This is a genomic window from Chitinophaga sp. 10T418, from assembly GCF_056394125.1.
The window spans coordinates 36,697-61,948 of the sequence record NZ_JBFTHG010000002.1; the positions used below are offsets into that span (position 1 = coordinate 36,697).

12 protein-coding genes (1 of these 12 cut by a window edge) are annotated in these 25,252 nt (G+C 45.6%); 2 read left to right on the top strand and 10 right to left on the bottom strand.

All coding sequences use genetic code 11. The features are described from left to right. From AC1DCV_RS04635 to AC1DCV_RS04645, 3 genes are all read right to left on the bottom strand, one after another. On the bottom strand, nt 1–13,185 hold the 5' portion of the coding sequence (locus AC1DCV_RS04635; RefSeq protein WP_477022076.1) for a non-ribosomal peptide synthase/polyketide synthase. It extends 15,237 nt beyond the left edge of the window; only the first 13,185 of its 28,422 coding nucleotides appear in the window; it begins with the start codon at nt 13,183–13,185; its stop codon lies beyond the left edge, outside the window. 168 nt (nt 13,186–13,353) lie between these two features. Next, nucleotides 13,354–14,970, bottom strand: a complete 1,617-nt coding sequence (locus tag AC1DCV_RS04640) for an MBL fold metallo-hydrolase (RefSeq protein WP_477022077.1) — start codon at nt 14,968–14,970, stop codon at nt 13,354–13,356. Between the two features lie 5 nt (nt 14,971–14,975). Next, complete coding sequence (locus tag AC1DCV_RS04645; RefSeq protein WP_477022078.1) at nt 14,976–15,689, bottom strand: thioesterase II family protein; 714 nt, start codon at nt 15,687–15,689, stop codon at nt 14,976–14,978. 219 nt (nt 15,690–15,908) lie between these two features. Here AC1DCV_RS04645 and AC1DCV_RS04650 point away from each other — a divergent pair, with 219 nt between their 5' ends. Beyond that, nucleotides 15,909–16,049 (top strand): hypothetical protein, encoded by a 141-nt coding sequence (locus tag AC1DCV_RS04650; RefSeq protein ID WP_477022079.1) that lies wholly within the window; start codon nt 15,909–15,911, stop codon nt 16,047–16,049. Here the strand turns inward: AC1DCV_RS04650 and nusG are convergent. Then, nucleotides 16,041–16,559, bottom strand: a complete 519-nt coding sequence (gene nusG, locus AC1DCV_RS04655; protein ID WP_477022080.1) for a transcription termination/antitermination protein NusG — start codon at nt 16,557–16,559, stop codon at nt 16,041–16,043. The genes AC1DCV_RS04650 and nusG overlap by 9 nt on opposite strands. 867 nt (nt 16,560–17,426) lie before the next feature. Between nusG and AC1DCV_RS04660 the strand changes: the two genes are divergently transcribed. Then, the gene (locus tag AC1DCV_RS04660) at nt 17,427–19,199 is read left to right on the top strand and encodes an ABC transporter ATP-binding protein (RefSeq protein WP_477022081.1); all 1,773 of its coding nucleotides are present in this window, start codon (nt 17,427–17,429) and stop codon (nt 19,197–19,199) included. A 512-nt stretch (nt 19,200–19,711) separates the two neighbouring features. Here AC1DCV_RS04660 and AC1DCV_RS04665 read toward each other — a convergent pair. The 6 genes from AC1DCV_RS04665 to AC1DCV_RS04690 all read right to left on the bottom strand — a co-directional run bounded on the left by AC1DCV_RS04665 (nt 19,712) and on the right by AC1DCV_RS04690 (nt 24,892). After that, on the bottom strand, nt 19,712–20,755 hold the full coding sequence (locus AC1DCV_RS04665) for a sensor histidine kinase (RefSeq protein ID WP_477022082.1): 1,044 nt from the start codon (nt 20,753–20,755) through the stop codon (nt 19,712–19,714). Continuing rightward, nucleotides 20,752–21,426 (bottom strand): response regulator transcription factor, encoded by a 675-nt coding sequence (locus AC1DCV_RS04670; protein WP_477022083.1) that lies wholly within the window; start codon nt 21,424–21,426, stop codon nt 20,752–20,754. Before AC1DCV_RS04670 ends, AC1DCV_RS04665 begins: the two co-directional genes overlap by 4 nt. 186 nt (nt 21,427–21,612) lie before the next feature. Continuing rightward, nucleotides 21,613–22,350, bottom strand: a complete 738-nt coding sequence (locus AC1DCV_RS04675) for a hypothetical protein (RefSeq protein WP_477022084.1) — start codon at nt 22,348–22,350, stop codon at nt 21,613–21,615. A gap of 10 nt (nt 22,351–22,360) precedes the next feature. Further along, nucleotides 22,361–23,437: a DUF6688 domain-containing protein gene (locus tag AC1DCV_RS04680; protein WP_477022085.1), complete on the bottom strand. Its 1,077-nt coding sequence runs from the start codon at nt 23,435–23,437 to the stop codon at nt 22,361–22,363. A gap of 63 nt (nt 23,438–23,500) precedes the next feature. Beyond that, nucleotides 23,501–24,295, bottom strand: coding sequence for a hypothetical protein (locus AC1DCV_RS04685; protein ID WP_477022086.1), 795 nt, complete (start codon nt 24,293–24,295; stop codon nt 23,501–23,503). Between the two features lie 30 nt (nt 24,296–24,325). Continuing rightward, nucleotides 24,326–24,892, bottom strand: a complete 567-nt coding sequence (locus AC1DCV_RS04690) for a hypothetical protein (RefSeq protein ID WP_477022087.1) — start codon at nt 24,890–24,892, stop codon at nt 24,326–24,328. Between the last annotated feature and the right edge of the window lie 360 nt (nt 24,893–25,252).

Consider the following 25,252-nt stretch of genomic DNA (forward strand, 5'->3'; position numbering starts at 1 on the left):
CATTATCTGCTGGCAGGCGTTAGTGGCTGTTTGCAGGATCACGGTGCGGAGTGCTTCATGCCTGTTTACAATTGTGCGGAGTGCATCAGACAAAGCGGTTAAATTCAGGTTTCCTTTCAGGCGGAATACAGCGGGCAGGTGATAATGCGCACTGCCTTCCAGGCTGTCAATAAACCAGAGGCGCTCCTGTCCAAAAGACAAAGGTATTTCGCTGGTCCTTAGTCCTGTTTTTATCGGTGGCAATACCGGCCCGCTGGCTTTTTCGCGGATATACACTGCCAGCCGTGCAATAGTTGGATAAAGGAAGAAATCCTTCACGGTCAGTTCCACCTGCATATCCTTACGGATAGCAGATACCACCCTGGTAGCCAGCAAAGAGTGCCCGCCGGATTCAAAGAAGTTATCGTGCACGCCTATACGATCAGCTCCCAGCAGCACCTGCCAGATGGCAGCCAGCTGCATCTCCAGGTCCGTTACTGGTGCCTGGTAATTGATCATACTTTTGCGATGCAGGTCTTCGCGGTGACTGAGGAACTTACGGTCTATTTTACCGTTGGCTGTTAAAGGGAGATATTGAAGCGGTACAAATATAGATGGCACCATATACTCCGGCAGCCTTTTCAACAGGCTGCTGCGGATCTCCTGTTCCAGCTGTTCACACACATCGCCATACAAAGGGATGTTGGTGGTAGGTGCAAATGGCGCATGATCTCCATCTGCATATACCCCGGTAACAAAAGCATCCTGTGGCACCTGCTCCAGCAGCAGGTTTACCTTAAATGGATTTTCATCGAGCTGGTAACGGAAATAGTATCCGTTGTCTTCAGCTACCTGCAACAGGTCATTGATAGCCACTGCCTGGCTGTCGGGATGTTCAATATAACCGGCAAGGTCACGTACGGTAATCACGGCTGGCTCCTTCAGGCCACGTTCAAGCTGAATTTCCTTCCACAGGCGTGGGTTAGGCATATCCTTCAGCGCTATAACGGGAACGCGCGCACGCAGTTGTGCGATTACCGGCTGCAGATCTGTTAAAGTATCCCACGATTGCCATGGCGGTGTAGCCACCGGCTTTTCAATGCCTACATAGATCACTACGGTATAACGGTACAGCGTTAGTTCATTAATGTAACCACCTTGTTTGAGCTGGATATCCACATGTGTGATCTGCGGATAAATATCTTTCAGGTTATAAAAATATTCCGGTGAGAAACACAGTTCTTCTTCTTTCAGCATTTCCATATCCACTCCCCATGCAAACTCCCGCTTGCCGGCCCTCTCCTGGAACTTACCCAACGACAACCGGCTTTTCAGCGCTTTCAGCAAACGATGGTCTCTCACATCTCCTATCACGATACGTCCACCATTTTTCATATAGCCGATACTGTTAGCCAGTACTCCACTCAGGTATTGTTCGCCAGGGAAATATTGTACCACGGAGTTGATCACCACAAGGTCCACCCATTCCCCCTCGTCCAGTTTTACTTCATGCGCGGCAGCTACTTTCAGCACGGTTTCCGGGAACTCCCTTTCTCCCCTGCTGATCCTGCTGCGGATCTGTCCCACGGATACGCTGGAAAAATCTGCACCGGTATACTTGCTGATATGCGGCGCCAGCTGGTAATAGATCAACCCGGCACCACATCCTATCTCCAATACCTGTTTGGGTTTTTCAGATAAGATCACCCGCACAATATCATCCAGCCACTTCTGCATATCTTCTTCCGGGATAGCCTTACCGGTGAAGGTGTCATTCCATCCGGTGAGGTTAAACTCATCCGGTGATATCCCTTCTTCCTGTGTAGTATTATATTCTGCTTCCCACAGCTCATGCCAGTCCTCTGCCTGTTTCAGGTAAAGGGTTTGTTCTGTACGTCTCAACGCCTGCTGATCGGGTACATAGTAGCTGGCAAGACTCTTGGAATTACCATCTGTTTTCACCAGTACCACTGCCAGGTTTACCAGTTCACTCTGCTGTAGTACATTTTCTATTTCACCGAGTTCAATCCTGTAACCACGCACCTTTACCTGGTCGTCTATCCTGCCGAGGCATTCAATATTCCCATCAGGCAGCCAGCGGCCGAGATCACCTGTGCGGTAGATGCGTGCAGTGGGATCTGCGCTGAAATGATCTTTGATAAAACGCTCTGCTGTCAAAGCAGGTTGCCCGAGATAACCGCGGCCTACACCTATTCCTGATACACATATTTCGCCCACTACGCCTACCGGGCATAGTTGCAACGAATGATCCAGGATATAGATGCGCAGGTTCTGTACTGGCTTACCGAGCGGTACATTGATACGCGCCGGTGTTTCATTCATCAGGTAATGACAGATATCATCGGAAGCCTCTGTAGGGCCATAGGCGTTAACTACCGGAATACGACCAAATAACGGATGGCGGAACCATTGCGCCAGCACATGCTGATGGATCACCTCACCCGTTACCAGCAAGTATTGCAGGTGGCTGAGCGATACCCCTGTTTCTTCCTGTAATACGGTGAAGAGATAAGAAGGTACGAGCTCCAGTATGGTCACCCGATCCCTGTCTACCGCACGTATCAGGTTAGATGGATCAAGGATGAGATCTTCGCCGTAAATAACACAATGTCCGCCATGTATTAGTGCAGCGAACATCTGCCATACAGAAATATCGAAAGTATAGGACGCCGTATAGGCAAGCACGGTAGAAGCGTCCATTTTAAGGTCATTGATCTTTGCATAGAGGTGATTAAGCATACCGCCGTGTTCAATCATCACCCCTTTGGGCCTGCCGGTAGAACCGGAAGTATAAATGAGGTAGGCCAGGCTGGCTGGTGTAACAGCCACCTCCGGCGGTGTAGCCGGCAGCGCTGCTGCCAGTACAGCGGTACCATTGGTTTCCAGCACCTCTACCTGTTCGGGCAGTTGCAACCGTTCACGTGTATACGTACTCGTTACCAGCACCTTTGCACCGCAGTCTTCCAGCATATAGGCAATCCTTTCTGCCGGGTAGGCAGGATCTACCGGTACATACGCACCACCAGCTTTCATCACTGCTAAAATGGCCACGAGCATTTCCGGCGACCGCTCTATACAAACGGGCACCAGCGCTTCATCACGGATACCTTTGCTGTAAAAATAGTGTGCCAGCTGGTTGGACCGCTCATCAAGTTCCCGATAAGAAACACGGGTATTCCCGAACAAGATGGCTGTCGCATCCGGTGTACGCAACGCCTGCTCATGGAAAAGGCTGAGCAATGTTTTATCCTTTGGATAATCAACGTTGTTATCATTGAAGGTCACCAGCAACTGCTGTTCTTCTTCCCTGCTTAACATAGAGAAAGCACTCAGTGGCTTTGCAGGTGCCTGCAGGATAGACCATAACAGCTGTTCATAATGCGCGATCATCCGCACAATAGTATCTTCTGTAAACAGGTCCACACAATATTCTACATACCCGTTCAGTCCATTTTCATCTTCTTCAAAACAAAAGCTAAGGTCAAACAGGGTAGTGATATGTTCTACCGGAAGCTGGGAAAGATGCAGGTTAGCAAGGCTGAGGTCCGGCGCCTGTGGTGTGTTGAACAGTTCAAACATCACCTGGAAAATGGAGGTGCGGCTCATATCCCTGTCCTTCTCTACCACTTCCACTACTTTTTCAAACGGAACTTCCTGGTGCTCATATGCATCCAGCGTGGTTTGTTTTACCTGCTGGAGCAGCGATATAAAGGAAGGTGCACTACCGAGGTCACTGCGCAGCGCAAGTGTATTTACAAAGAAGCCGATGAGGCCTTCTGTTTCCTCCCGTGTTCTCCCCGCAACGGAAGTACCCACACAAATATCTTCCTGCCTGCTGTAACGGTATAGTAATACTTTAAAGGCAGAGAGCAGCGCCATGAACAATGTCGTTTGCTGCTGATCTGCCAGTACCTGCCATTGGTCGCGCAACGGGCGGCTCAGGCGGAATGTCTTCTTGGCGCCACGAATACTTTGTATTGCCGGACGCGTAAAGTCGGTAGGCAGGTTCAATGATTCCAGCCCCGATAATTTTTCTTCCCAGTAAGACAGGTGTCGGTTCAATACCGCACCTGCAATATAGGTACGCTGCCAGATGGCGTAGTCCGCATACTGGATAGGCAATGGCGGCATGGCCGCAATACGTGCTTCTATATCACTGGTGTAGAGGTCTGATATTTCCCTGATCAGAATGGGTAATGTCCAGGCGTCTCCTACAATATGGTGGATCGTGAACACAATGATATGTTCATCGTCTGCCAGCCGGATCAGTTGGGCCCGGATCATATGATCCTTCGCCAGGTCAAAGGGTTTGAACACCAGCGAGGTAATAAATGCTTCGAGTGCAGCAGGATCTGTTTTAAGTGTATCATCATCCACCACCGTCAGTTTCCAACCATCCTTTTCCTGCACTACCTGGTAAGGATGTTCCTGCTCCTGCAGGATCACAGAGCGCAGTACTTCATGGCGGTTGATAACTGCCTGCAGGCAACGTTCCAGCAACACGATATCAGGAACACCTGTAAGTTTGAATACACCTGGCATGTGGTATTGCACACTGCCTTCCAGCTGATCAATGAACCACAAACGTTCCTGGCTATACGATAATGGTATACGTGCCGGCCTTTCCAGCGCTTCTACCGCCGGCAGCAGTTCTCCACGCTGTTGTTCACGCAGGTGTAATGCGAGTTCCGCAATCGTTGGATATTGGAACACGGACTTCAGTACAATTTCTACCTCCAGCTTTTTACGCAGACCGGAAATCATACGCATGCCGAGCAATGAATGCCCTCCCAAACGGAAGAAATTATCGTATATGCCTACCCGTGGTATGTCCAGCAACTCCTGCCACATACCGGCCAGCACCAACTCTGTTTCGTTGCGTGGTGCCACATATTCGGTAGTGGAGAGTGCGGATGTGTCGGGATCGGGCAAGGCACGCCGGTCTATTTTGCCATTGGCTGTCAGCGGAATATTCGGAATAGTGATCAGCAATGCCGGCACCATGTATTCCGGAAGGATATCTTTCAGGTAAACAAGTGCGCCCGCCTCATTGAAAGCTGCATCGGGTACAATATATCCGATGAGCACCTTGTTACCATTATCATCTGTTTTCACAGCTACTACAGCCTGGCTTACACCGGCATACTGCTGCAGTGCACTTTCTATTTCACCCAACTCTATACGGTAACCACGGATCTTCACCTGTTCGTCTATACGTCCCAGGTATTCTATGTTACCATCAGGAAGCCACCTGCCAAGATCACCGGTTTTGTAAAGACGGCCACCTGCAGGGAATGGGTTATTGATAAATTTCTCTGCTGTAAGTGCAGCACGGTTAAGGTATCCCCTGGCTACCCCGATACCAGAAACACAGATCTCACCAGGCACGCCCACGGGGCATAGCTGCATCTGCTGGTCCACTACATACAACTGCAGGTTCTGCACAGGCGAACCAAGAGGCACACTATTATGTGCCGGTGTTTCATGCATGATGTAATGACAGATATCATCAGATGCTTCTGTGGGGCCGTAAGCATTTACAACAGGAATATTAGCGTAGCGTTTAAACCACTGTGCCAGCAAATGCCTGCTGACAGTTTCTCCTGTTACCAGCAGGAACTCCAGCGAAGTCAGCGCCACCGGTACATTTTCCTGTAATACTACTCCCAGGTAGGAAGGCACCAGTTCAAGGATAGTAACTCCGCTCCTGTCTACGTCTGTCATCAGCGCCGCCGGGTTTAAAATCAGCGTATCCGTATAGATGATGGTAGTACCGCCGCATAACAGTGCCGCAAACATCTGCCATACAGAAATATCAAAGGTAAACGCAGCTGTATAGGCAATCACGGAAGTATCGGTGATACGTAAGTCATTAATTTTAGCATAGAGATGATTGAGCATGCCGGCATGTTCTATCATTACTCCCTTTGGCTGGCCGGTGGAACCGGAAGTATAGATCACGTAGGCAAGATCACCCGGAGCTATCTCCTGATCTATTGCTGCTACAGACTGCCGGGCAATGATACTGCTGTCACCATCCAGTGAGATGATATCCATACCTGGCAACCTCCCTGTCTTTTGCAGACAGGCATCACTGGTTACGAGTATTTGGGCGCTGGTATCCTGCAGCATGTAGGTGATCCTTTCTGCCGGGTAGGTCGGGTCAACCGGCACGTATGCACCGCCTGCCTTCATAATACCCAATACGGCAATCACCATTGCAGGAGAACGTTCTATACACAAGGGAACCAACGTATCCCTGGTAACACCTTTGCTGCGCAGCCAGGCAGCCAGCTGGTTGGAACGTTGATCCAGTTCGCGATAAGTGATACGTGTATTTTCAAATACCAATGCGGTGGCATCCGGTGTTTTTACCGCATGACCGCTGAACAACGCTACCAGGTTGCTGGTATGCGGATAGGCGACCACGTTACTATTAAATGCTGAAAGCAATTGTTGTTCTTCTTCGGCGGGTAACATACGCAGCGACGTGATCCTGGAAGCGGGCGCCTGTGTAATCAGCCGGAGCAGCTGTTCGTAATGGCTGATCATCCTGGTGATGGTAACATCGTTGAAGAGGTCTGTGCAATATTCCACATAACCATCCAGGCCTTCTTCATCTTCCCGGAAACAGAAACTGATATCAAACAGGGTGGTCTGATGCGGTGGATTTTTTCTTTCCACGGCCACCTCACCAAAGCTCAGGCATGGCTGTGTAGCCGTATTGAATAGTTCAAACATGGCCTGGAATACTGGTGTACGGCTGATATCCCTTTCTTTTTCCACTGCTTCCACCACTTTTTCAAACGGCACTTCCTGGTGATCATAAGCATCCAGCGTGGTTTGCTTCACCTGTTGCAGAAAGGTGGTGAAAGCGGGATCACTGCCCAGGCTGCTGCGCAATACCAGAGTATTGATAAACAGGCCTATGAGGCCTTCCACATCCTCTCTTGTTCTACCGGCAATGGAAGTACCCACACTGATATCTTCCTGCCCGGTATAACGATATAATAGCACTTTAAAGGCTGCCACCAGCGTCATGAACAACGTAGCACCCTGTTGTGCTGATAGCTGACGCAACTGGCCGGTAAGCGCTTTATTAATACGGAAAAGCTGTTTGGTACCGCGTGTACTCTGGAAAGCGGGGCGTGCAAAATCCACCGGAAGGTTTAACTGCATGGCGCCGGAAAGCCTGTTTTTCCAATAATCCAACTCCTGTGTAAGCAGCGGACCTGCCAGGTATTCACGCTGCCAATGGGCATAATCGCGGTATTGCATGGGCAATGGCGCAAGGTGTGGCCGGCGGCCCTCTGTAAAGGCGGCATATCCTTCTATCATTTCATTGAAGAGAATATTAACGGACCAGCCATCCATGGCAATATGATGCATGATCAACACCAATACCTGTTCTGTAGCAGACAGCCGTATCACGTGCGCCCGCAGCAGATGTTCTGAAGACAGGTCAAAAGGCCGGTGAATTAATCCGGAGATGCATGTTTCCAGCGCAGCGGTATCTCTCAGCAAGGAATAATCTTCAATGATATCCAGCTGCCAGCTGTCTTTCTTCAGCAAACGCGGAGATGCTTTTCCGTCTACCTCTTCTATCACCGTCCTGATCACTTCATGTCTGTTTACGATATGCTGCAGGGTAGCAGAAAGAGCGGCGGTATCCAGCGCGCCCTTCAGCCGGTAAACGGCGCGTTCATTGTACTGCACACTGCCTTCCAGCTGGTCTATGAGCCAGAGGCGTTCCTGGCTGAAGGATAAGGTAAGAGGCGTATTGCTGTATACTGGCAGCTTCTCTGCCAGCGTATCTGTTGCCATTATTTCCCTGACAGCATTTGCAGTATGACCGTTGGTTGGTATACGGTACACCGGATCCTTTGGCGGCACAGGATGTAAAGGTTCCTGTTTTTGCGGCAATGGTGTTTCCGGTAATGTACCTCCCCTGCCATTCCTGTAATGTTGTGATAACCACTGGAACTGTTGCGCCATGATATCGAACTGGCGTTGCATGATGAGAAAAGGATCCAGCTCATCAGCACCGGCAGCCCCACCTGTTGCATCGGTGAGTTCCTGCAGTGGCATTTTCCCTATAGCAATATCATGTATGGATACAGGCATTGCCGGTGGCAGGCTGACTGCATGAGCGCCAATATATTCAGCTACATGTGACAGGGTGGATAGTTTACCAAACAATTCCTTGATGGCGAGCTTAAGGCCATAGTGCTTTTCTATGGTACGTAACATACCGCTTAATACCAGGGAGTCTGCCCCCAGCAATAACAGGTTAGTATGCACGTCTATCTCTGCAGGTTGCATCTTCAGCGCCTTTGCCACTGCACTGCTGAGAAATGCCAGTATCTCCGCATGACCACCGGCTGCACGGGACACCGGCGCCGGTTTGTTATCAGGAGATACTGCAGTTACCGATGGCAGCGGGGCACCTGCACCTACCCAGTAATGCGAACGCTGGAACGGATAAAGCGGCAATGCCACGCGTGTATAAACATGATGTTCGTAAAATGCTTCCCATTTTACAGGTACACCCTTTACATGCAACGCCATGAGGCTTTGCAGGGTAACGGTCCAGGAGCTGTGTTCACGACGCATAGACGGCAGCAGGTCATGTGCATCATATGCTTCGGTGAGGTGCACCATCGACAGGAGATGCGATTGTGGTCCCAGCTCCATTATAATGCTCCCCTCCATAGCGCGGATCGTTTCCAGGCTGGCAGAAAACTGTACCGGCATTACGATGTGGTTACACCAGTAATCGGCATGAGTAATCTCGTCTGTGATCACCTGGCCGGTAACGTTGGAAACCAGGTGTAGTAAGGGTTTATGATAGGTAATGTTTGCAGCCGTTTTTCTGAAGACAGGCAATACCGGTTGCATCAGTGGTGAGTGGGAAGCATGTGAGATGTGCAGCTCCCTGCCCTCGATGCCATCCTGCTCCAATGCACGGAGTGCTGCTCTTACGGCCTCTTTTCGGCCTGAGATAACAGTCAGTAGTGGTCCATTGATGGCTGCAATAGAAAGCTCATTGCCATATGGCCGGATAGCTTCCGCTACCACAGCTGGTGTGCTGAATACAGTGGCCATAGCGCCAGGTTCCTCCACCGCCTGCATAAGACGGGATCTTTCTGTTACCAGTGTAAGACCGTCCTCCAGGCTGAATACACCGGCCACACAAGCCGCCGCATATTCACCTACACTATGTCCGGCTACAATATCCGGTATGATACCCCACGATTTCCACATAGCGGCCAATGCACAGGAAACGGCAAATAATGCCGGCTGGAAATAGGTCATTTCCAGTAATATCCTGTTACCCTCCTCCTGGTCAATCCTGTATAACAGGTGGGTCAGACTAAAGCCCCATTTGCTTTCCAGGAAAACATCGCAATGATCGATCACGCTGCGGAATACCGGATTATGTTCATATAATTCCCTGCCCATGCCCCAATACTGAGAGCCGCCTCCTGTAAACAACCATACGATCCTCCCAGGTTCCGGCCGGCTATTACCCTGCACCAGCCCTTCACTTTCACCTTCATTTACGAAGGATTCCAACAAGGGCAGCGCCTCCTCAGGTGTTCTTACGGCAAAGGCTATACGATGTTGTAACGCATCACGTGAAATAGCGGTACTATACGCTATATCCGGCAGCAACGCCTTTGTTTCACGGAACAGCTGAATATATTGTATGGCCGCCGCCTTCAGCGCAGGCAAAGTTTTGGCTGATAACAATACCGGGAAGGATGGCAGCAACGCTGTTGTATCCCGGGCTACCGGAACAAACGATGGCTGTTCTTCCAGGATCATGTGTACATTGGTACCACTCAGGCCGAATGAACTAACAGCAGCATACCTGCTGGCACCTGTCGTATTCCAGGGAGTAAGGTTGTTCACTACCTGTACGGGGATGTCCTGCCAGGGGATGAGATGATTGGGCGTATTAAAGTGCAGACTCGCAGGAATCTGTTTATGTTGCAGACAGAGTACTGCTTTTATCAGGCCAGCGATGCCCGCAGCTGCTTCGAGGTGGCCGATGTTGGTTTTCACCGCACCGATCATCAGCGGTTGCGAGGCTTCCCTGTCATTTCCATACACTGCATGCAGCGCCTGTACCTCCACCGGGTCACCCAGCGGGGTGCCTGTTCCATGTGTTTCCACGTATTGTACAGAGGCTGGCGCAATACCTGCCTGGTGCAGCGCCTTGCTTATTAACTGTTGCTGTGCCAGGCCGTTAGGAGCCGTAAGCCCGTTGCTCAGGCCATCATGATTTACTGCAGATCCTTTGATAACAGCCAGAATATTATCATTGTCTGTGATGGCGTCCGCCAGTCTTTTCAGTACAATGATACCTGCTCCTTCTCCTCTCACATAGCCGTTCGCGTTATCATCAAATGTTTTGCAAAGACCATCAGGTGATAGTGCTTTGATCCGGCATAATTTAACCGTGGTATCAGGAGAGAGCATCAGGTTTACACCACCTGCCAGTGCCATAGAACATTCTCCCTGTAGCAGGCTGGCGCATGCCTGGTGTACACCCAGCAATGAAGAAGAGCAGGCGGTATCCATTTGCAGCACGGGGCCATGAAAATCCAGCAGGTAGGCAATCCTGCCTGCGGCGATGCTCCGCTCCACTCCCAGGCCCGTAAGCGCATCTTCAAAATAAGTGTTGTCCAGTTGCTTATTGATAATATACTGGTAATCATCTGAACCCATCCCAATAAAGACACCTGTATTGCTGCCTCTTAATCCGGATGGCGGCATACCCGAATGTTCCAAAGCTTCCCAGCATACTTCCAGCAGCAAACGCTGCTGCGGATCCATTCCACATGCTTCTTTCCGTGAGATGCCGAAGAATAGCGGATCAAATGCCCCCGGCTGATCAATAAAACCACCGTGACGGGTATACATTTTTCCTGGTGCATCTTCGTCCCTGTCATAATACGCGTTGGCATCCCAGCGGTCTTCGGGCACAATGCTGATGGCATTGCCACCAGCTGCCAGCAGCTTCCAGAATGCTTCCGGATTATTTGCCCCTCCCGGGAACCGGCATCCCATACCCACAATAGCGATGCGGTTATCTACCGGCTTGCTGCCCTGTTGCGGGCCACTGTAAACTGCGGTGTAAGGCTGTGGCGTTACACCTTCCCTTCCGGAAAAATGAGCCACCAATGCTTCAATGGTAGGGAAGTTAAAAACAACTGTATTGTCTACCGGTACAGCGAGAAATGTTTCAAGGTCCTTGGCCAGCGAAACGGCCAGCATGGAAGTAAGTCCGTATTCCCTGAAAGTGCTGCCGGTAGCCAGTTCTTCAGACGTAAGCCGCAGACGGCGTTGTAACCATTGCTGCAACCATGCACGAATATCTGCTGCTACCTGTGCGTCTGCCGGAACAGTTGTTTCCTTCGCCGGTGAGGCGGGCAATAACTCAGCTGTTGGTTGCACTACCACCGCTTCTTCCGCGGCGGCCAATTCTGCAATGGCGTCTTCGTATAGCCCTTTGCGATAGTCCTCTACAAAAAGGTAACGCTTTATTTTCCCACTGGTAGTTTTAGGTATCTTTCGTACAGGTAGTACATGTTTTACCTCCAGGCCGAGATTGGAAGCAACAAAACGCTTGATCATTTTTGCCTGTGGTAGAAACTTCTCGATGGAAGATTTGTGCAGCACAAACATCACAATAAATTCAGATCCATTCTCTTCATCCGGGATTCCACATGCTACTACCTTACCGGTTTCAATGCCATCCAGGATTTCAACCGACTGTTCAATATCATGCGGGTAAATGTTCATACCATTTATGATAATGATATCCTTTACCCTACCTGTTACATACAAACAGTTGTCCAGCATAAAACCGGTATCCCCGGTATTGAGCCAGCCATCCTTTTTGATGATGGCACTCGTAGCAGCTTCATTATTGTAATACCGGCCTGTTACACTTTTACCACGGATCCAGATCACGCCTACAAATCCTCCCTGCAGGGCTGTTCCCTTTTCATTGGTGATCTTAATCTCCATGCCATCCAGTAATGTGCCTACATTCACTACCTCCACAACGCCTTTAGCCTGTCGTGGCTGTATTACTCCCTTTGCCGTAACACAACGCCCGATAGTCAGATAATTTCTGGGGATACCTACTGATTGCACCCTGGGAGAGAAACGGGGAAAGGTGATTTCCAGTGTTGCCTCCGCCATGCCATACACCGGGTGCAGCGCATCCGGGTGCAGCTTATATGGTGCCAACGTTGTCAGGAATTCCCGGCACAACTCTGCAGATATAGGCTCTGCCCCATTAAAGACCACACGTACAAGTGAAAGATCAAAATCCTTCACCTTATCTGGTGTAAACTGGTTGAGGTAATACCGGTAGCCAAAATTAGGAGAGCAGGTGATGGTGACACGATGATCTGATACCTTCTGCCACCATAACAACGGATGTCTGATAAACAGGTCTGTTGGCATGATGAAATGGTTCACGCCGGCACCCAACGGATACAGGTGAAAACCAATTAAACCCATATCATGGGTAAGCGGCATCCAGCTAAGGTGGCTGTCTTTATTAGTTACACCATGTGCTGAGAGTGCCGAAAAAATATTATCTGTGAGATTACTGTGTTTAAGTACCACCCCTTTGGGTTCGCCGGTGGAGCCGGAAGAAAATTGCAGAAAAGCAATGGTATCGGGAGTGGCAGGAAACAATGTTCCTTCACCTCCTGCCAGTTGCAGGTCCTCTGTAAAAAACACTTTGTTGAAACGTTCACTGTTTTCCTTACCCGCCGGGTCAGCGGTCAGTTTATCAAAATGGTTACGGGCAATAAACAAATAAGGATTGTTCAGGTACTCCCTGATCTTAAAAAGCTTATGTGCATTTTCTCCCTGAAAATTAACCGCAACAGGCACTGGTATAATGCCCCCCAAAATACAAGCCCAGAAAATACCGAGAAAGGTTTTATTGTCTTCTACCTGTAATACAAGCTCATCACCGGGTTGCACACCTTTCTCCTGCAGATATGATAACCAGCATATGGCAGTAGTATAGAGTTCATGATAAGAGAGGAATTCCTCCCTGCTGCCGGAAGTAATAAAAGTAACGCCTTTATCTTTTATATCCATTAGCCTTACCAATAGTTCCGTTACTGTTTCAGGGATACGTTTCTTGCTCATATTTTCAGTTTGTATTTAGTATTAGAGGAGGTTGAGGTTCAGAAAATACGATGCCTATTCCGTATCCGGTATCGGATACAGAACAGGTCTATCGCATTTATACACGGGCGGAAAAATGCGTCAGTAATGTCAGGAAGAATCAATCGGGGAAAACGGGAACTATTGCTGTTAGCCTACAAGTTCTTCTTTTCTGTCGTATAACAGTTCCTTCTCCCCGTAGAGACGTTCAGCAATAATACCTTTGGCCTGGCAGAGTTCTACCAGTTTGTTTGATTGAATAATAGGATTTGATTCATCTGTATATTTGATGCTACTGATGAATTCCAGCCAGGGTTCCATGCCCATGGCATACACATATGCTTCCTTAGGATTAAAAATATTAATAAGCGCCATGCCTTTTGCACAATCAGATCCGGCGAGCCTGCGGCTGCCATCCTGATCCCTGGTAAGCTTTTTGGTGATCAATGGGCCATAGAGCCATGTAAGTGGTGCACCATCGCATTCCATACCAAGGAATAATACATCCACATCACCAATTTGCGCATGAATATGTTTGTACAATGCCGACTCCACAATCCGGGAATCTGCCAGGAACAATAATTTGAAACCACTGATCTGCACCAGGTAACAGGATTTTGTAAGGATGTTCAGATCACTGTGTTCACCGGTAAATGGCAACGCGGTAATGGTGCTGTCAGTAAATTCGATGGTTTCCATTTCATCCATGGCAAACACATTACGGAAGCCAATATTATTAAACATCTGTTTCAGATCCGGATCTTCCATTTTACCACTGCAGGTACGCGGTACGATCAGATTCCTGATCTTGTGGCGCAACGGCAGCAGGGTCTCAAACAGGATGTGATCCTGGTGGTTATGTGTGATGAGCACATAGTCGATTACATCCGGAAGATCTGCATCAGAGAAATGTTCTATGTCTGTATCATAACCATAATAACTGATCAGCGGATCCACAAGAATACTTACATCTTTTGTTTCCACGAGGATACAGGCATGACCAAAGTAGCGCATGCGTATCTTGTCACCGGTATATTTTTTATAAGGTGGCGGTGGTGTTTCCGTGAAAAAGGTTTCGAATAAAGCTTCCTGATCTGCGGTGATCCCCATGATACTTTTTATTTCGGACAGCGGACGCGCCCTTCTCTTCATAGCAGACAGGTGATCAATAGCAGAGTGGGCAAATGGGAGCGCCAGATGCAGCACATCAGCCTCATCGAGGCGTGGGGTACTGAGACAGAATGGGCGATGATCATTGTTGGTAAGCCACAGCGCCACACTTTGTGCACTTTCATTATAGAAGTCACTTTTATACAACAGTGATTCAAAGAAGCGGAAGTCTGCATTGTTGTTACGGTCATAATAGAGTTCCACGTATCCCTTCAGGATCTCCGGCACTTTATCATACAGCCCTTCCAGCCCAAAACCCTTGGCTTCGGCAACCAGTATTTTATCGAGTTCCTTTACAGCCTTTGCAAACTGTATGGTCTTTTCCTGCCGTTTCAGAATAGTAGCTTTCAATGTTTCCACTTCTTCTACACGACCGCCACCAAGGTCCATAAACGGGCCTCCCTTCATTTTCGGATTGAGCACTGCTTCTGCATGAATATTAGGATCATCCAGGTAGGAATCCATGATGGTAAGGTGTCTTCCTACCGTATTCATAGCCGCTGTTGCCGGCGAAATCAGGTGGCTCCATGCATACCATCTGTCAAATAAGGGTTCCAATACTACGTTAGGTTTCAAATATACTTTTTTGTCACTCATAAAGATTATGATTTGGAATGAACAAGTAATTTTTTAGCAATGATCTGTATTATTTCGAAGGGGTATTTATATATAAAGAAATGATGTCCGGGCATACGCCTGAAGTCGACGGTTGCTCTGGTTTCTTTCTGCCACAAATGAATATCTTCCAGCTTCATGTCTTCCCGGGTGCCGGTGATCACTGTAATTGGAATATCCAATGAATCGGCAGAGGCATAGATATAATTTTCTGTTACTTTGAAATCTGCTCTCAGAATTGGTTCAATGTAGTTTAACAGCTCATCGTTTTGTAAAATTTCATCCGGACTGCCGTTGAGATTTCTGACTTCTTCTATAAAAGCTTCCTTGCCTAACAGGTGTCTTTTTTTTGCTGTCCTTGAAGCAGCAGATGGTCCTGTAGTACCAGTTACAAACAGGTGGAGCGGAGGCTTACGCCCGTTCTCTATAACTCTTCTGGCGAGCAGACAGGACATAAGTCCTCCCATGCTATGGCCATAAATAGCATATTCCGCCTGATCCAGTTTATCTTTTACCTGGATATACAGGTCCTGTAATAATTCATCAATATCTTCCATCAGCGGTTCTCTCATTCTTGTTCCCCTGCCAGGGTATTCCAACGGAACTATATTGATGAAAGCTGGTATGTTATCTTCATATAACCTGTATGAATACCTGCTTCCACCTGCAAATGGCAAACAAAAAAGGTTTATTTTCTCCATTAGTAAAACATTTATTCATCAATACGCGGTGCTATATAAAATTGCTTTCCCATGTACCGGATAATATATATCGGTATCAAATAAGCTATCGCTGCTAACATTATTTATTACGCACAGGCGGTAAATAATGAGTAGTAAATAGTCAGTACTTTATGAAAAGTTGCTTCATCCAGACCGAGAGCTTTTCTCTTGCTGTGCCATTATCATAAAATACTCAGTATGTTACAGGTTGATTTACCCGGCATTGAAATGAATGATGCCGGATTTTCTTTATGCGAATGGCATAAAGATTTAATTTCGGATTTTCTTTATTTACTATCGTTTGAATTAAAAACACTGGCAAAAAATCTGTCAGGTTGAAATACCAGCCAGGTATTGACAGGGTATTGTGACAAGTATGTTCTTCTGGAGCATGCTCATTCTCACCAACATTTTCTGTTCTCCCCGCACTTCAACTATTTCACCTGTCAGGCCACAGAGTACACCATCGTTGATCATCACTTGCTTGCCGGGAAGGAAATAGTCGTCTGATATTTCAATATCTGTATCACTCACCTCCCTGGTGATGAGACAAATATTATGAATAACATTCTCATTTACTTTCGCGACATCTTTCCCAGCTCTCACATAATACAACACGCCTTCAAGTGTCAATATCTTGTAATAGGTTTCTAAGTCCTCCAGGTAAACAAATACGTAAGAGGGGAAAAGTGGTGCATCAACATATTTTTTCCTGTCTTTCCATACACGTAAAATTCTTGTAGTCGGCAAAACATATGCAATGTTAAAATCGGATAACTGAAGTGCAACTTTTTTTTCATGTCGTGGTCTCGTGTATATGACGTACCAACCAGTGATGAGAGCGCTCATTTTTAGGATTTTCTAAGGATCTAAATAAAAAATCATCCATAGCAATGATGGAAGTGCTCATTTACAAGCGTGACATGGTTCTATTTTACCTATCAATTGCTGGATTCGCGGATATCAACGTAGCATAAATTTTCCCGGAAAGATATAGCTGTCGCTTAAGTGGCTCCATAAATTCCACATTAATTAAATTGAAAGCTTACCTAACCTGACTGAATTGAAAATTTGGCTAACAATACTACTTCAATGTAGTAGTAAGAGTTTTTCTGATGGTATAGTAACTTTACATAGTTATCAAATTTGAGCGGATCGTTAACTCAGGGTTATCATTTTTCGAGGGCTCATTAGCACTAAGGTTGTCATTTTTCGTACAATTATTTCTTCTATTGGCCTTATCACTTAGTCGAATTTAGTAGAAAAATTTAATTCAACAAAATAAAATACTCATGTAAGAAAAATGGAACGACAATATATACATTCGATTTCCATAACACAACAACAAATAAAACGCTTTACCAGCAAGCATTTAGGGCCATACGCCCAACTGCATAAAACAACCGTATATATATACCACTTAATAAGAAGTTAACACGCTTCATCGGAAAAAACGTACAACCAATAACAAAATCCGATATATTTGTTTCATTAGATGCCACTGCACCCTTTGATTACCCAGCCGGATGTTACAACAACTATATTGGATTTATAACGTTGAATTACACACCACAAATTTATTTTAAACCCGCAAAATCCAATACACCACCAGCATGGGAAGCATTCAAACGGGCAATGGAAAATGGCCGGTAGTATATAATGATCCCGCTCCATAAACAGATAATCCTTATTGTTGAAAAAACTCCCAGCATAAAAATGAAAACCCTCGACCAAAGCAATTCTGCTAAAAAGGCGCAGCCATCTGCCATGAAACAGGCATCACGATTACTTAAATACCTCCGTCCGCACTGGTTTGAATTCGGCACCGGCATGTTATTCCTGCTGCTATCGAGCGTTGCCAGCCTTGCTATTCCCAAAATGTTAGGTAACCTCATTGATATCAGCAAAACAGGTCATCTCATCAATGCGATCAATGCCATTGGACTTCAGTTATTAGGTGTCCTCACATTGCAGGCAATATTTTCTTTCTTCCGAACCGTACTTTTTGTGAACGTTTCTGAAAAAACACTATCTACACTGCGGCAAACCATTTATAATCACCTGATCCAACTCCCTATGAATTTCTTCCTCACCAGGCGTGTAGGAGAACTGAGCAGCAGGATATCTTCAGATATCACACTACTCCAGGAAACGTTTACAACTACCCTGGCTGAATTTTTACGGCAGTTGATCATTATTATTGGCGGGCTTACCCTGCTGATGACGACCTCTGTGCAGCTGACCATATTTATGCTGGCGATTCTCCCTGTTATGGTGATTATCACCGTTATCTTCGGACGCTTTATTCGTCACTTCGCTAAAGATGTGCAGGATCAGATAGCCTCCTCCAATACCGTAGTGGAAGAAACGCTGCAGGGAATTTTCAGCGTAAAAGCTTTTGCCAGCGAATTCTTTGAAATGAAACGCTATCGGGATCGCACCAACGAAGCGGCAGCTATCGGCATGAAAAGCGGTAAATACAAAGCAGCTTTTTCCTCCTTTATCATCATGGGCATATTTGGTGCTCTCATCGCCGTCATCTGGAGAGGCGCTGCTATTGGTGTAGACCCGGGTAAACTCTTCTCCTTTGTATTATACTCTGTACTCATCGGCAGCTCCATAGGTGGACTTGCTGAAATATATACGCAGCTTCAAAAAAGTCTGGGGGCCACCGAAAACCTGTTGCAGATACTTGATGAGCCGGCAGAACCACTTAGCCCGGTTGAAGTGATCGCACCGGAGCATCTGCTGCATGGCAATATCTCCTTCGAAAATATTACTTTCCACTACCCTTCCCGCGAAAACTCCCCCGTACTTCAGGATATGTCATTTGATATCGCGGCCAACCAGAAAATAGCCCTGGTAGGGCCCAGTGGCGCAGGTAAAAGTACAGTCGTTTCCCTCCTGCTCCGTCTCTATGATCCGGTAGGCGGCAACATTATATTCGACAACCGTGCAAACAGGTCTATCCCACTTTCTGCACTACGCTCCCAAATGGCAGTAGTACCACAAGACGTGTTTCTGTTTGGCGGTACCATCGGTGAGAATATCGCTTACGGCCGCCCGGATACCACCGAAGAGGAACTAACCGCTGCCGCAAAAAAAGCGAACGCCTGGGAATTTATTCAACGCTTTCCGCTCGGCCTGCAAACAATTGTTGGTGAAAGAGGTATCCAGCTTTCCGGTGGGCAACGCCAACGCATTGCCATCGCACGTGCTGTACTGAAAGCCCCCCGCATTCTCATCCTAGATGAAGCCACTTCCGCACTGKACGCCGAATCAGAGAAACTTGTACAGGACGCCCTCAACAAACTCATGGAAGGACGTACATCTATTGTGATCGCGCATCGCCTCGCTACCATCCGTCAGGCAGATAAAATCATTGTTCTCGATAAAGGCGCTATCGTGGAAGAAGGTACGCACAAGGAACTGGTAAATGTAAATAACGGTCTGTATAAAAATCTCAGTGAAATGCAGTTCACTCAATAACAATAGCACCAACGGCTTCCCGCCACAATTACGCCACCCATAATTGTATCCAACCCGGATCGCCTGTGTTTCCGGGTATCCGGCGCGACATATATGGCCGTGAGCTGTATTTCATCAGGCATTGCAACAAAAATAAAAATCCCACCTTTTATCAGGTGCAGAGAAACATGAATCGGCCCGGGGCTTTTTTGGCAAAAAAAATTGCCTGAATAGTCAGGCAAAAATATTTATGATAAGGCCAACAAAGGATGCCAAAAGCATCAGATGTTGAAGAAACTCTGAATTAAAACTGAATTTATTCTGAATTTCTATAGTAAATATAAAACTAAATCATTGAATAATCCAAACCTCAATAGAGGTTTTTCTAAAAAGTTTTTATCCCCTCAAAAAAGAGCGGATTGAATGAATAAAATACGCAGCTTGGGGGAAGTACTGGCAGCCGTTTCAAAATAACAGAGAGACGATCATCTCATAAATATGGTACAAGCTGAATAAAAGAGGGGCTGTTCTTGTTAGAAGAGAATTTGAAAGATATGGCTATTCTCCTGGAATTGATAATGTACTTTCCATTGGTAGCGAATGCTGATCTGCTTAACCAAAGCCAGCCCCAGGCCAGTACCAGGGGTTGCGGAAGACGCGGTAGCGAATCGCTTGAATAACTGATCTGCCTGAAGCGATTCTTTTCCAGGATTAGCAATAGAGAATTGTGCCTGCGACAAGGATACCATGATTTTTCCGGGTGAAATACTGTGCCTGACTACATTTGTCAATAAATTACCCAATAATATTTCTATTAAAATCCTATTGCCTTCTATGGTTACCGGTGTTTTTATGTCCGCGTGCACCTGCAGCTTCTTTTCCTCAAAGAATGGTGCGAACTGCACCAGCAGGTCTTCCAGTACTCCGGACAAATCAATAGTTTGCCTTTCGGAGAACTGACTATTTTCAATCTTGGTGAGCAGCAACAGGTTTTTATTTATGCGGTTGGCCCTTGATAGCGCTGCATGGGCCTCTTCGATCAATTGAAACTGATCATCATTTAGTTGTTTGCTTTGCAATAGCAAATCCAGCTTTGACTGTACAATAGCAAGGGGAGTTTGTAATTCATGGGAGGCATTATCTGCAAACTCTTTTTGCTGATTATAAACGGCCAGGTTGGCGGAAAGCAGTTTCTGCAGGCTGGCATTCATTTCATCGAACTCCATGATCCCTGTTCTCTGAAATGTCGTATTACTGTGCTTATCCAGATCAAAAGATTTTATTTGTTCCAGGCTTTCATAAAATGGTTGCCACATACGCCTGGATAGCCGCCTATTCAAAAGAATCAATGCGCCTAAGAGCACAATGAAAAAAAAAGCGCTTAACAATGTTACAGCTCCGATAATCAAAAAGCTGTCTTCCCGGTCGGCTTCGGGTGTAACCCTTACGTGATGCTCAGCCAGCTCATATTGCCAAAGATGGCTAAGTGCAAAATAATAAATAGGAATGCTGCAGACCAGCACAATCCCGGCACAAAGGATAATTTTATTCAACGAATAATTGAGCAGTTTACTCATATTTCCCATTTATAACCAGTTCCATATATTGTTCTAAGATAATTTCCATACTGGGCATCAGTAAGTTTTCTTTTTAAATTTTTAATGTGAGCGTATACAAAATCATAGCTGTCAAAGACTGCAGTCATCTCTCCTGAAATATGCTCAGCCAGCGCAACTTTGGAGATCACCTTGTTGGCATTGCTGATAAAATACATTAACAATCCAAATTCTTTTTTTGTCAACGCTAACTGCTGCCCGTTAACAGTCACTTCTTTTCCCAATACATCTACCCTTAATTCATTCTGCTCTATGATATTAACGTTTCCCAACTGCGTTCTGCGGATCAGTGAGTATATTCTGGCCGCAAGTTCCGACAGGTGAAACGGCTTGGAAAGATAATCATCAGCCCCTATGCGCAACCCTCTTATTTTGTCATCAAGGGAATTTTTAGCAGAGATGATAATGGTCCCATCATGTTTCTTCATCCGCTTCAGTTCTTCAAGAATAGTGAAACCACTGCCACCTGGTAGCATCAGGTCCAGCAAAATACAATCGTAATCAGACAGGCTGATTTTTTCTATGGCCTGTGCAAAAGTTATGGCATAATCACATAGATAGCCTTCTCCGGAGAGATAGATGCCAATGCTTTTGGCGAGCTCCGTCTCATCTTCGATTATCAGAATTTTCATACAGTAAAATAATATTAGATTCTGAATTTTCCTGAATTTTCAGGAATCTGTTTCCCCGATACCTGTCTGGCGGTCCGGGATACCTGGCGCTGAGTCTTTCGCAATAACAGTACCTGAGGTACTTAAGCCCCATTCCTCCAAATCATTCATGAGGTATAATATGTCTGCATAGCCAAAGAATTTATATTATTCAAACCATATCCTCCTTTCAATATTTCCATAAATAATAATGCTGCTACCTTTTACTAAACGGGGATTTACATTTCCTGCCTTTTTCGCTATGAATTTGAGAGATAACGCACTCATCTGATATTCGGCATCCTCAAAGGTTGACTTAGCCATAACGTAATTTCCGGTTGAATTGATTTTCATAGTATCTGGTGCCCGCTCTTCGTAGGTGGTGATATTAGGTGCGTCCTTTTTCTTGCGTTGTAAACTTCGCGAAACTTCCAGGTAATTTATGCCTTCAAGATCTTTCCATTTCACTTCAACATCCTTATTCAAATCTCCCTTCTCCGAATAGATAATATTTTGAGAATTTACCAGTGATAAGGCTGTAGCTTCCGCCAAAAATATCTTTTTGCCATCGGATAATGCTATTTCAAAAACAAATTGATTGTTCTGAGGGATAGCATTATCTTTTAAGTAATAAGTAGTGGTTGTATAGTATAGCTCTTTTCTGACAGTATATTTTACATCTGTGCCATTCACATATATTTTAATAGAATCATTCTTAATTGTCTTCCCTTGTTCGTCAAATAAACTAACGACAATCTGGTTATCGTCTTTGTCGTGCAGACGCTGAACGATATTGATTTCTGCACGAATGAGCGACAAATCATCTACTTTCCCATGAGATAAATCTGATTCATTGCAAGAGATGGCAATCATCAAAATAATAAATATTGCTACTATCTTTTTCAATTTACGGGATTTAAGAACTGTACTGTTTTTTTATCTTGGCTTCCGGCTCTACACAAAAAAGATATAGTACTACCAGGAAAAACCATTCCAGTGGCCTCATCAACCGGTAAGTAATATTAGACGCACTGTCTGTATTGATTTTTAACGACAAATTGTATCCGTACTTGTCGTACTGCTGCCTGATAAACCGATGGCCGTTGGAAGAAATATCTTTTATCAATTCTTCGAATGCATTTGCAATTTGTAACTGTCTGTTCACTATAATGGGCTTGCCATGCCGTTGCCCGATCTTCAATGGTTTCACAATCCGGGGATCTCCCTTGGCGGCTACTGTACAGAGGTAATGCCCGGTATGATCAAGCACAGGCGGATGCATTTTCTGTGAAAAAGTCCAGGTAGTCGTATCCGTAAATACTTTTACCAGGGAATTATAGTCTTGCCCAAACAAAATAAGTACCAGTGTAATAACTATAAATGCAGGAAATAACAATATCACTGCCCAGATGGTTTCATCAAATTTTTGTGCCAGATAGCTATTGCATGTTTGCAGGAAAACATTTTTGAATGCCCTGCTCTTTGCGGCCGTATGTTCTTCTTTGATAATTTTTACAATCAATAAAATACCTATCACCAGGCTGATCAACGGGGTAAATATAAATAAGAAAGCACCGTCGTTTCCTTTATACATATCAATGCTTTGGGTATTGTGTCCCAGTACCTGCACCAGCACCAACAGATTGAGGAATAAACCAATCATCAACAGTATCAACATCAGCACAAGTGTAAGTGGCGGCAGCTTTCTTCCTTTGATCCAGATGGAAATAGCGGCCACGTGATACCCGGTAAAATAAACGATTAAACTGATGATGTGCTTGCCGCCAAATGGGATATAACAGTTATCGATAGGGTCTATCGCATCCGTATACTGTTTGTCATGCAACATCATTCCAATGGTAAATAAACCAAAAGATAATGCGTACACTATGATCAATAAGGTTTCCTGGATGGAAAAAGGTTTCATTATTTTTTTTAAGGAAATAATCCCAAGGATTAATAAAATGATAAGTAATAAAAGAATAAAGCCCATTTGATGATCTGTTGCTGATAATATGTCTAAGCGTTTAATATAATTCTCTGAAGAAAGCGGATGCTATTCATACCCGCCATTTAATATCAGGTTCACCACGATGCTGTCACCTGCTTTCCATTTCGTCCAGCCGTAAAACTTGTTATCATATTTACTTACGAATCTGATCCAGTCGTTTTGGACCGAGTCCACTCCTATTGCGATGCTTTCATCGGGTTTAATTCTCTTTCCATTCGGCCGGTCAAATAGTTCCTTCCTGTCATAGTTGATTTGCCAGGCCCGCTTCAACGCCTGCTCCCAGGTTTCAAAATAGAACCAATCCGGGGTTCTTGCGTCAATAAAATTCGGATCGAAAAAGTGGGTATCAACGGCAGTATTTTTCCGTAAATCTTTCTCTGGGTGAATGGGTATAAAACTTGTCTCCCCCGTCTGCTCATTGATGAAAACCTGTACCCCTTTGTCAGTTTTGCTCAGCACCCTGAAAACCAATTGTGGGGCAAAACGTATTAAGCCCATACTTATATGCTGCTGCGCTTCAACATCTGCATCCCCTTCATCAAGCGTATAAGGCTGAAGCTTCTCATTTAAAAAGCTTGTCTGAAAAGAACATTTTCCTTTGTTTGCCCCCGTTTTTATTTCCACAAAGTGTAACGAATCGTATGGCTGTGCATCCTGTTCCGATTTGTATAGCGGAAGAGTTTTGTTTACGCTGAAATGTATCAGCCCAATTCCGGCTTTGCTGCTACTTACAGGTAGATCAACTGCTACTTCCGGCTTCTTTTGGGTGTTGGTAGCGTCAGAGTGACAAGACGCTATTATTACAACTATAGCGATTAATATTGCCAGGGGTATTTTCATAAGTAATATCATTGAATGCGGTAATGCCATTTATCTGTTTTCTTTCTCAGGCAAAATATATTCCTTCATACCATCTTCTTTTAATAGGATGCCGTTATTCTCTTTCCCGTTTACCAGGTAGTTATTGTCTTCAAAACGGCAGTCATGGCTACCAAGATAACCAAACATTCCATAATGGAGATAGGCGTAATGATGAAAACCGGTGATGTGATAAAACCTGTTGCTGCTATGTTTCGTTTCCACAATGACGGTATCCGTTTTTAGAAATATAACGAAAGGAATTTCTGTGTGCAGGTAGTTTTCACCAGGTGTGATCTTATAATTTACAATAGTATCTTTTACAATTTTATTATTCCTGATGATATAAAACTTCAACTGATCTATTTCGGCGTTGCGAAAATGGACCAGCGCAATACCAGGTTTTTCTGTAATTACGGTGATGGTATCGCAAAGAGCCGAGTATTTCCCGCTGTCTTCCCTGGCTCTTTTCTTATTGTTCTCCATTGACCACCAGTACCAGGCAATCAACAATACCACCAGTAATACAATTACGCCCAAAAATACCAGGCAACCTTTTACATATTTGTTCGCTTTCATATTTTCACTGCCGGAATAAATAATCAAAAAAGCGGCAACCAGCAAAACAAGGCTATCAGTAAAGCTTACAGCTGGTCTCACTTTTTTTAAATTGTCTTGTACCTGATATGCACGCCATTCAAATTAACGACATTTTCCTGCCTTGCGCCAAAACTGTTTGTAATTCGTAGGGGGTAGGCTACAATTCGTAAGAAATGCCTCTTGATTCGTCCTGCAGCAGGAATCAGGGCTGGGATATCAAAATGATAACAGAAAAGTGAGTGAGCGCATCGCTTAAAACTAAAAACCGCCTCCGTTAATCGGGAGGCGGTTTTTCTTTCAATGCTGATTTTGCTTTTGGGGCACGCATAAAATCTTACT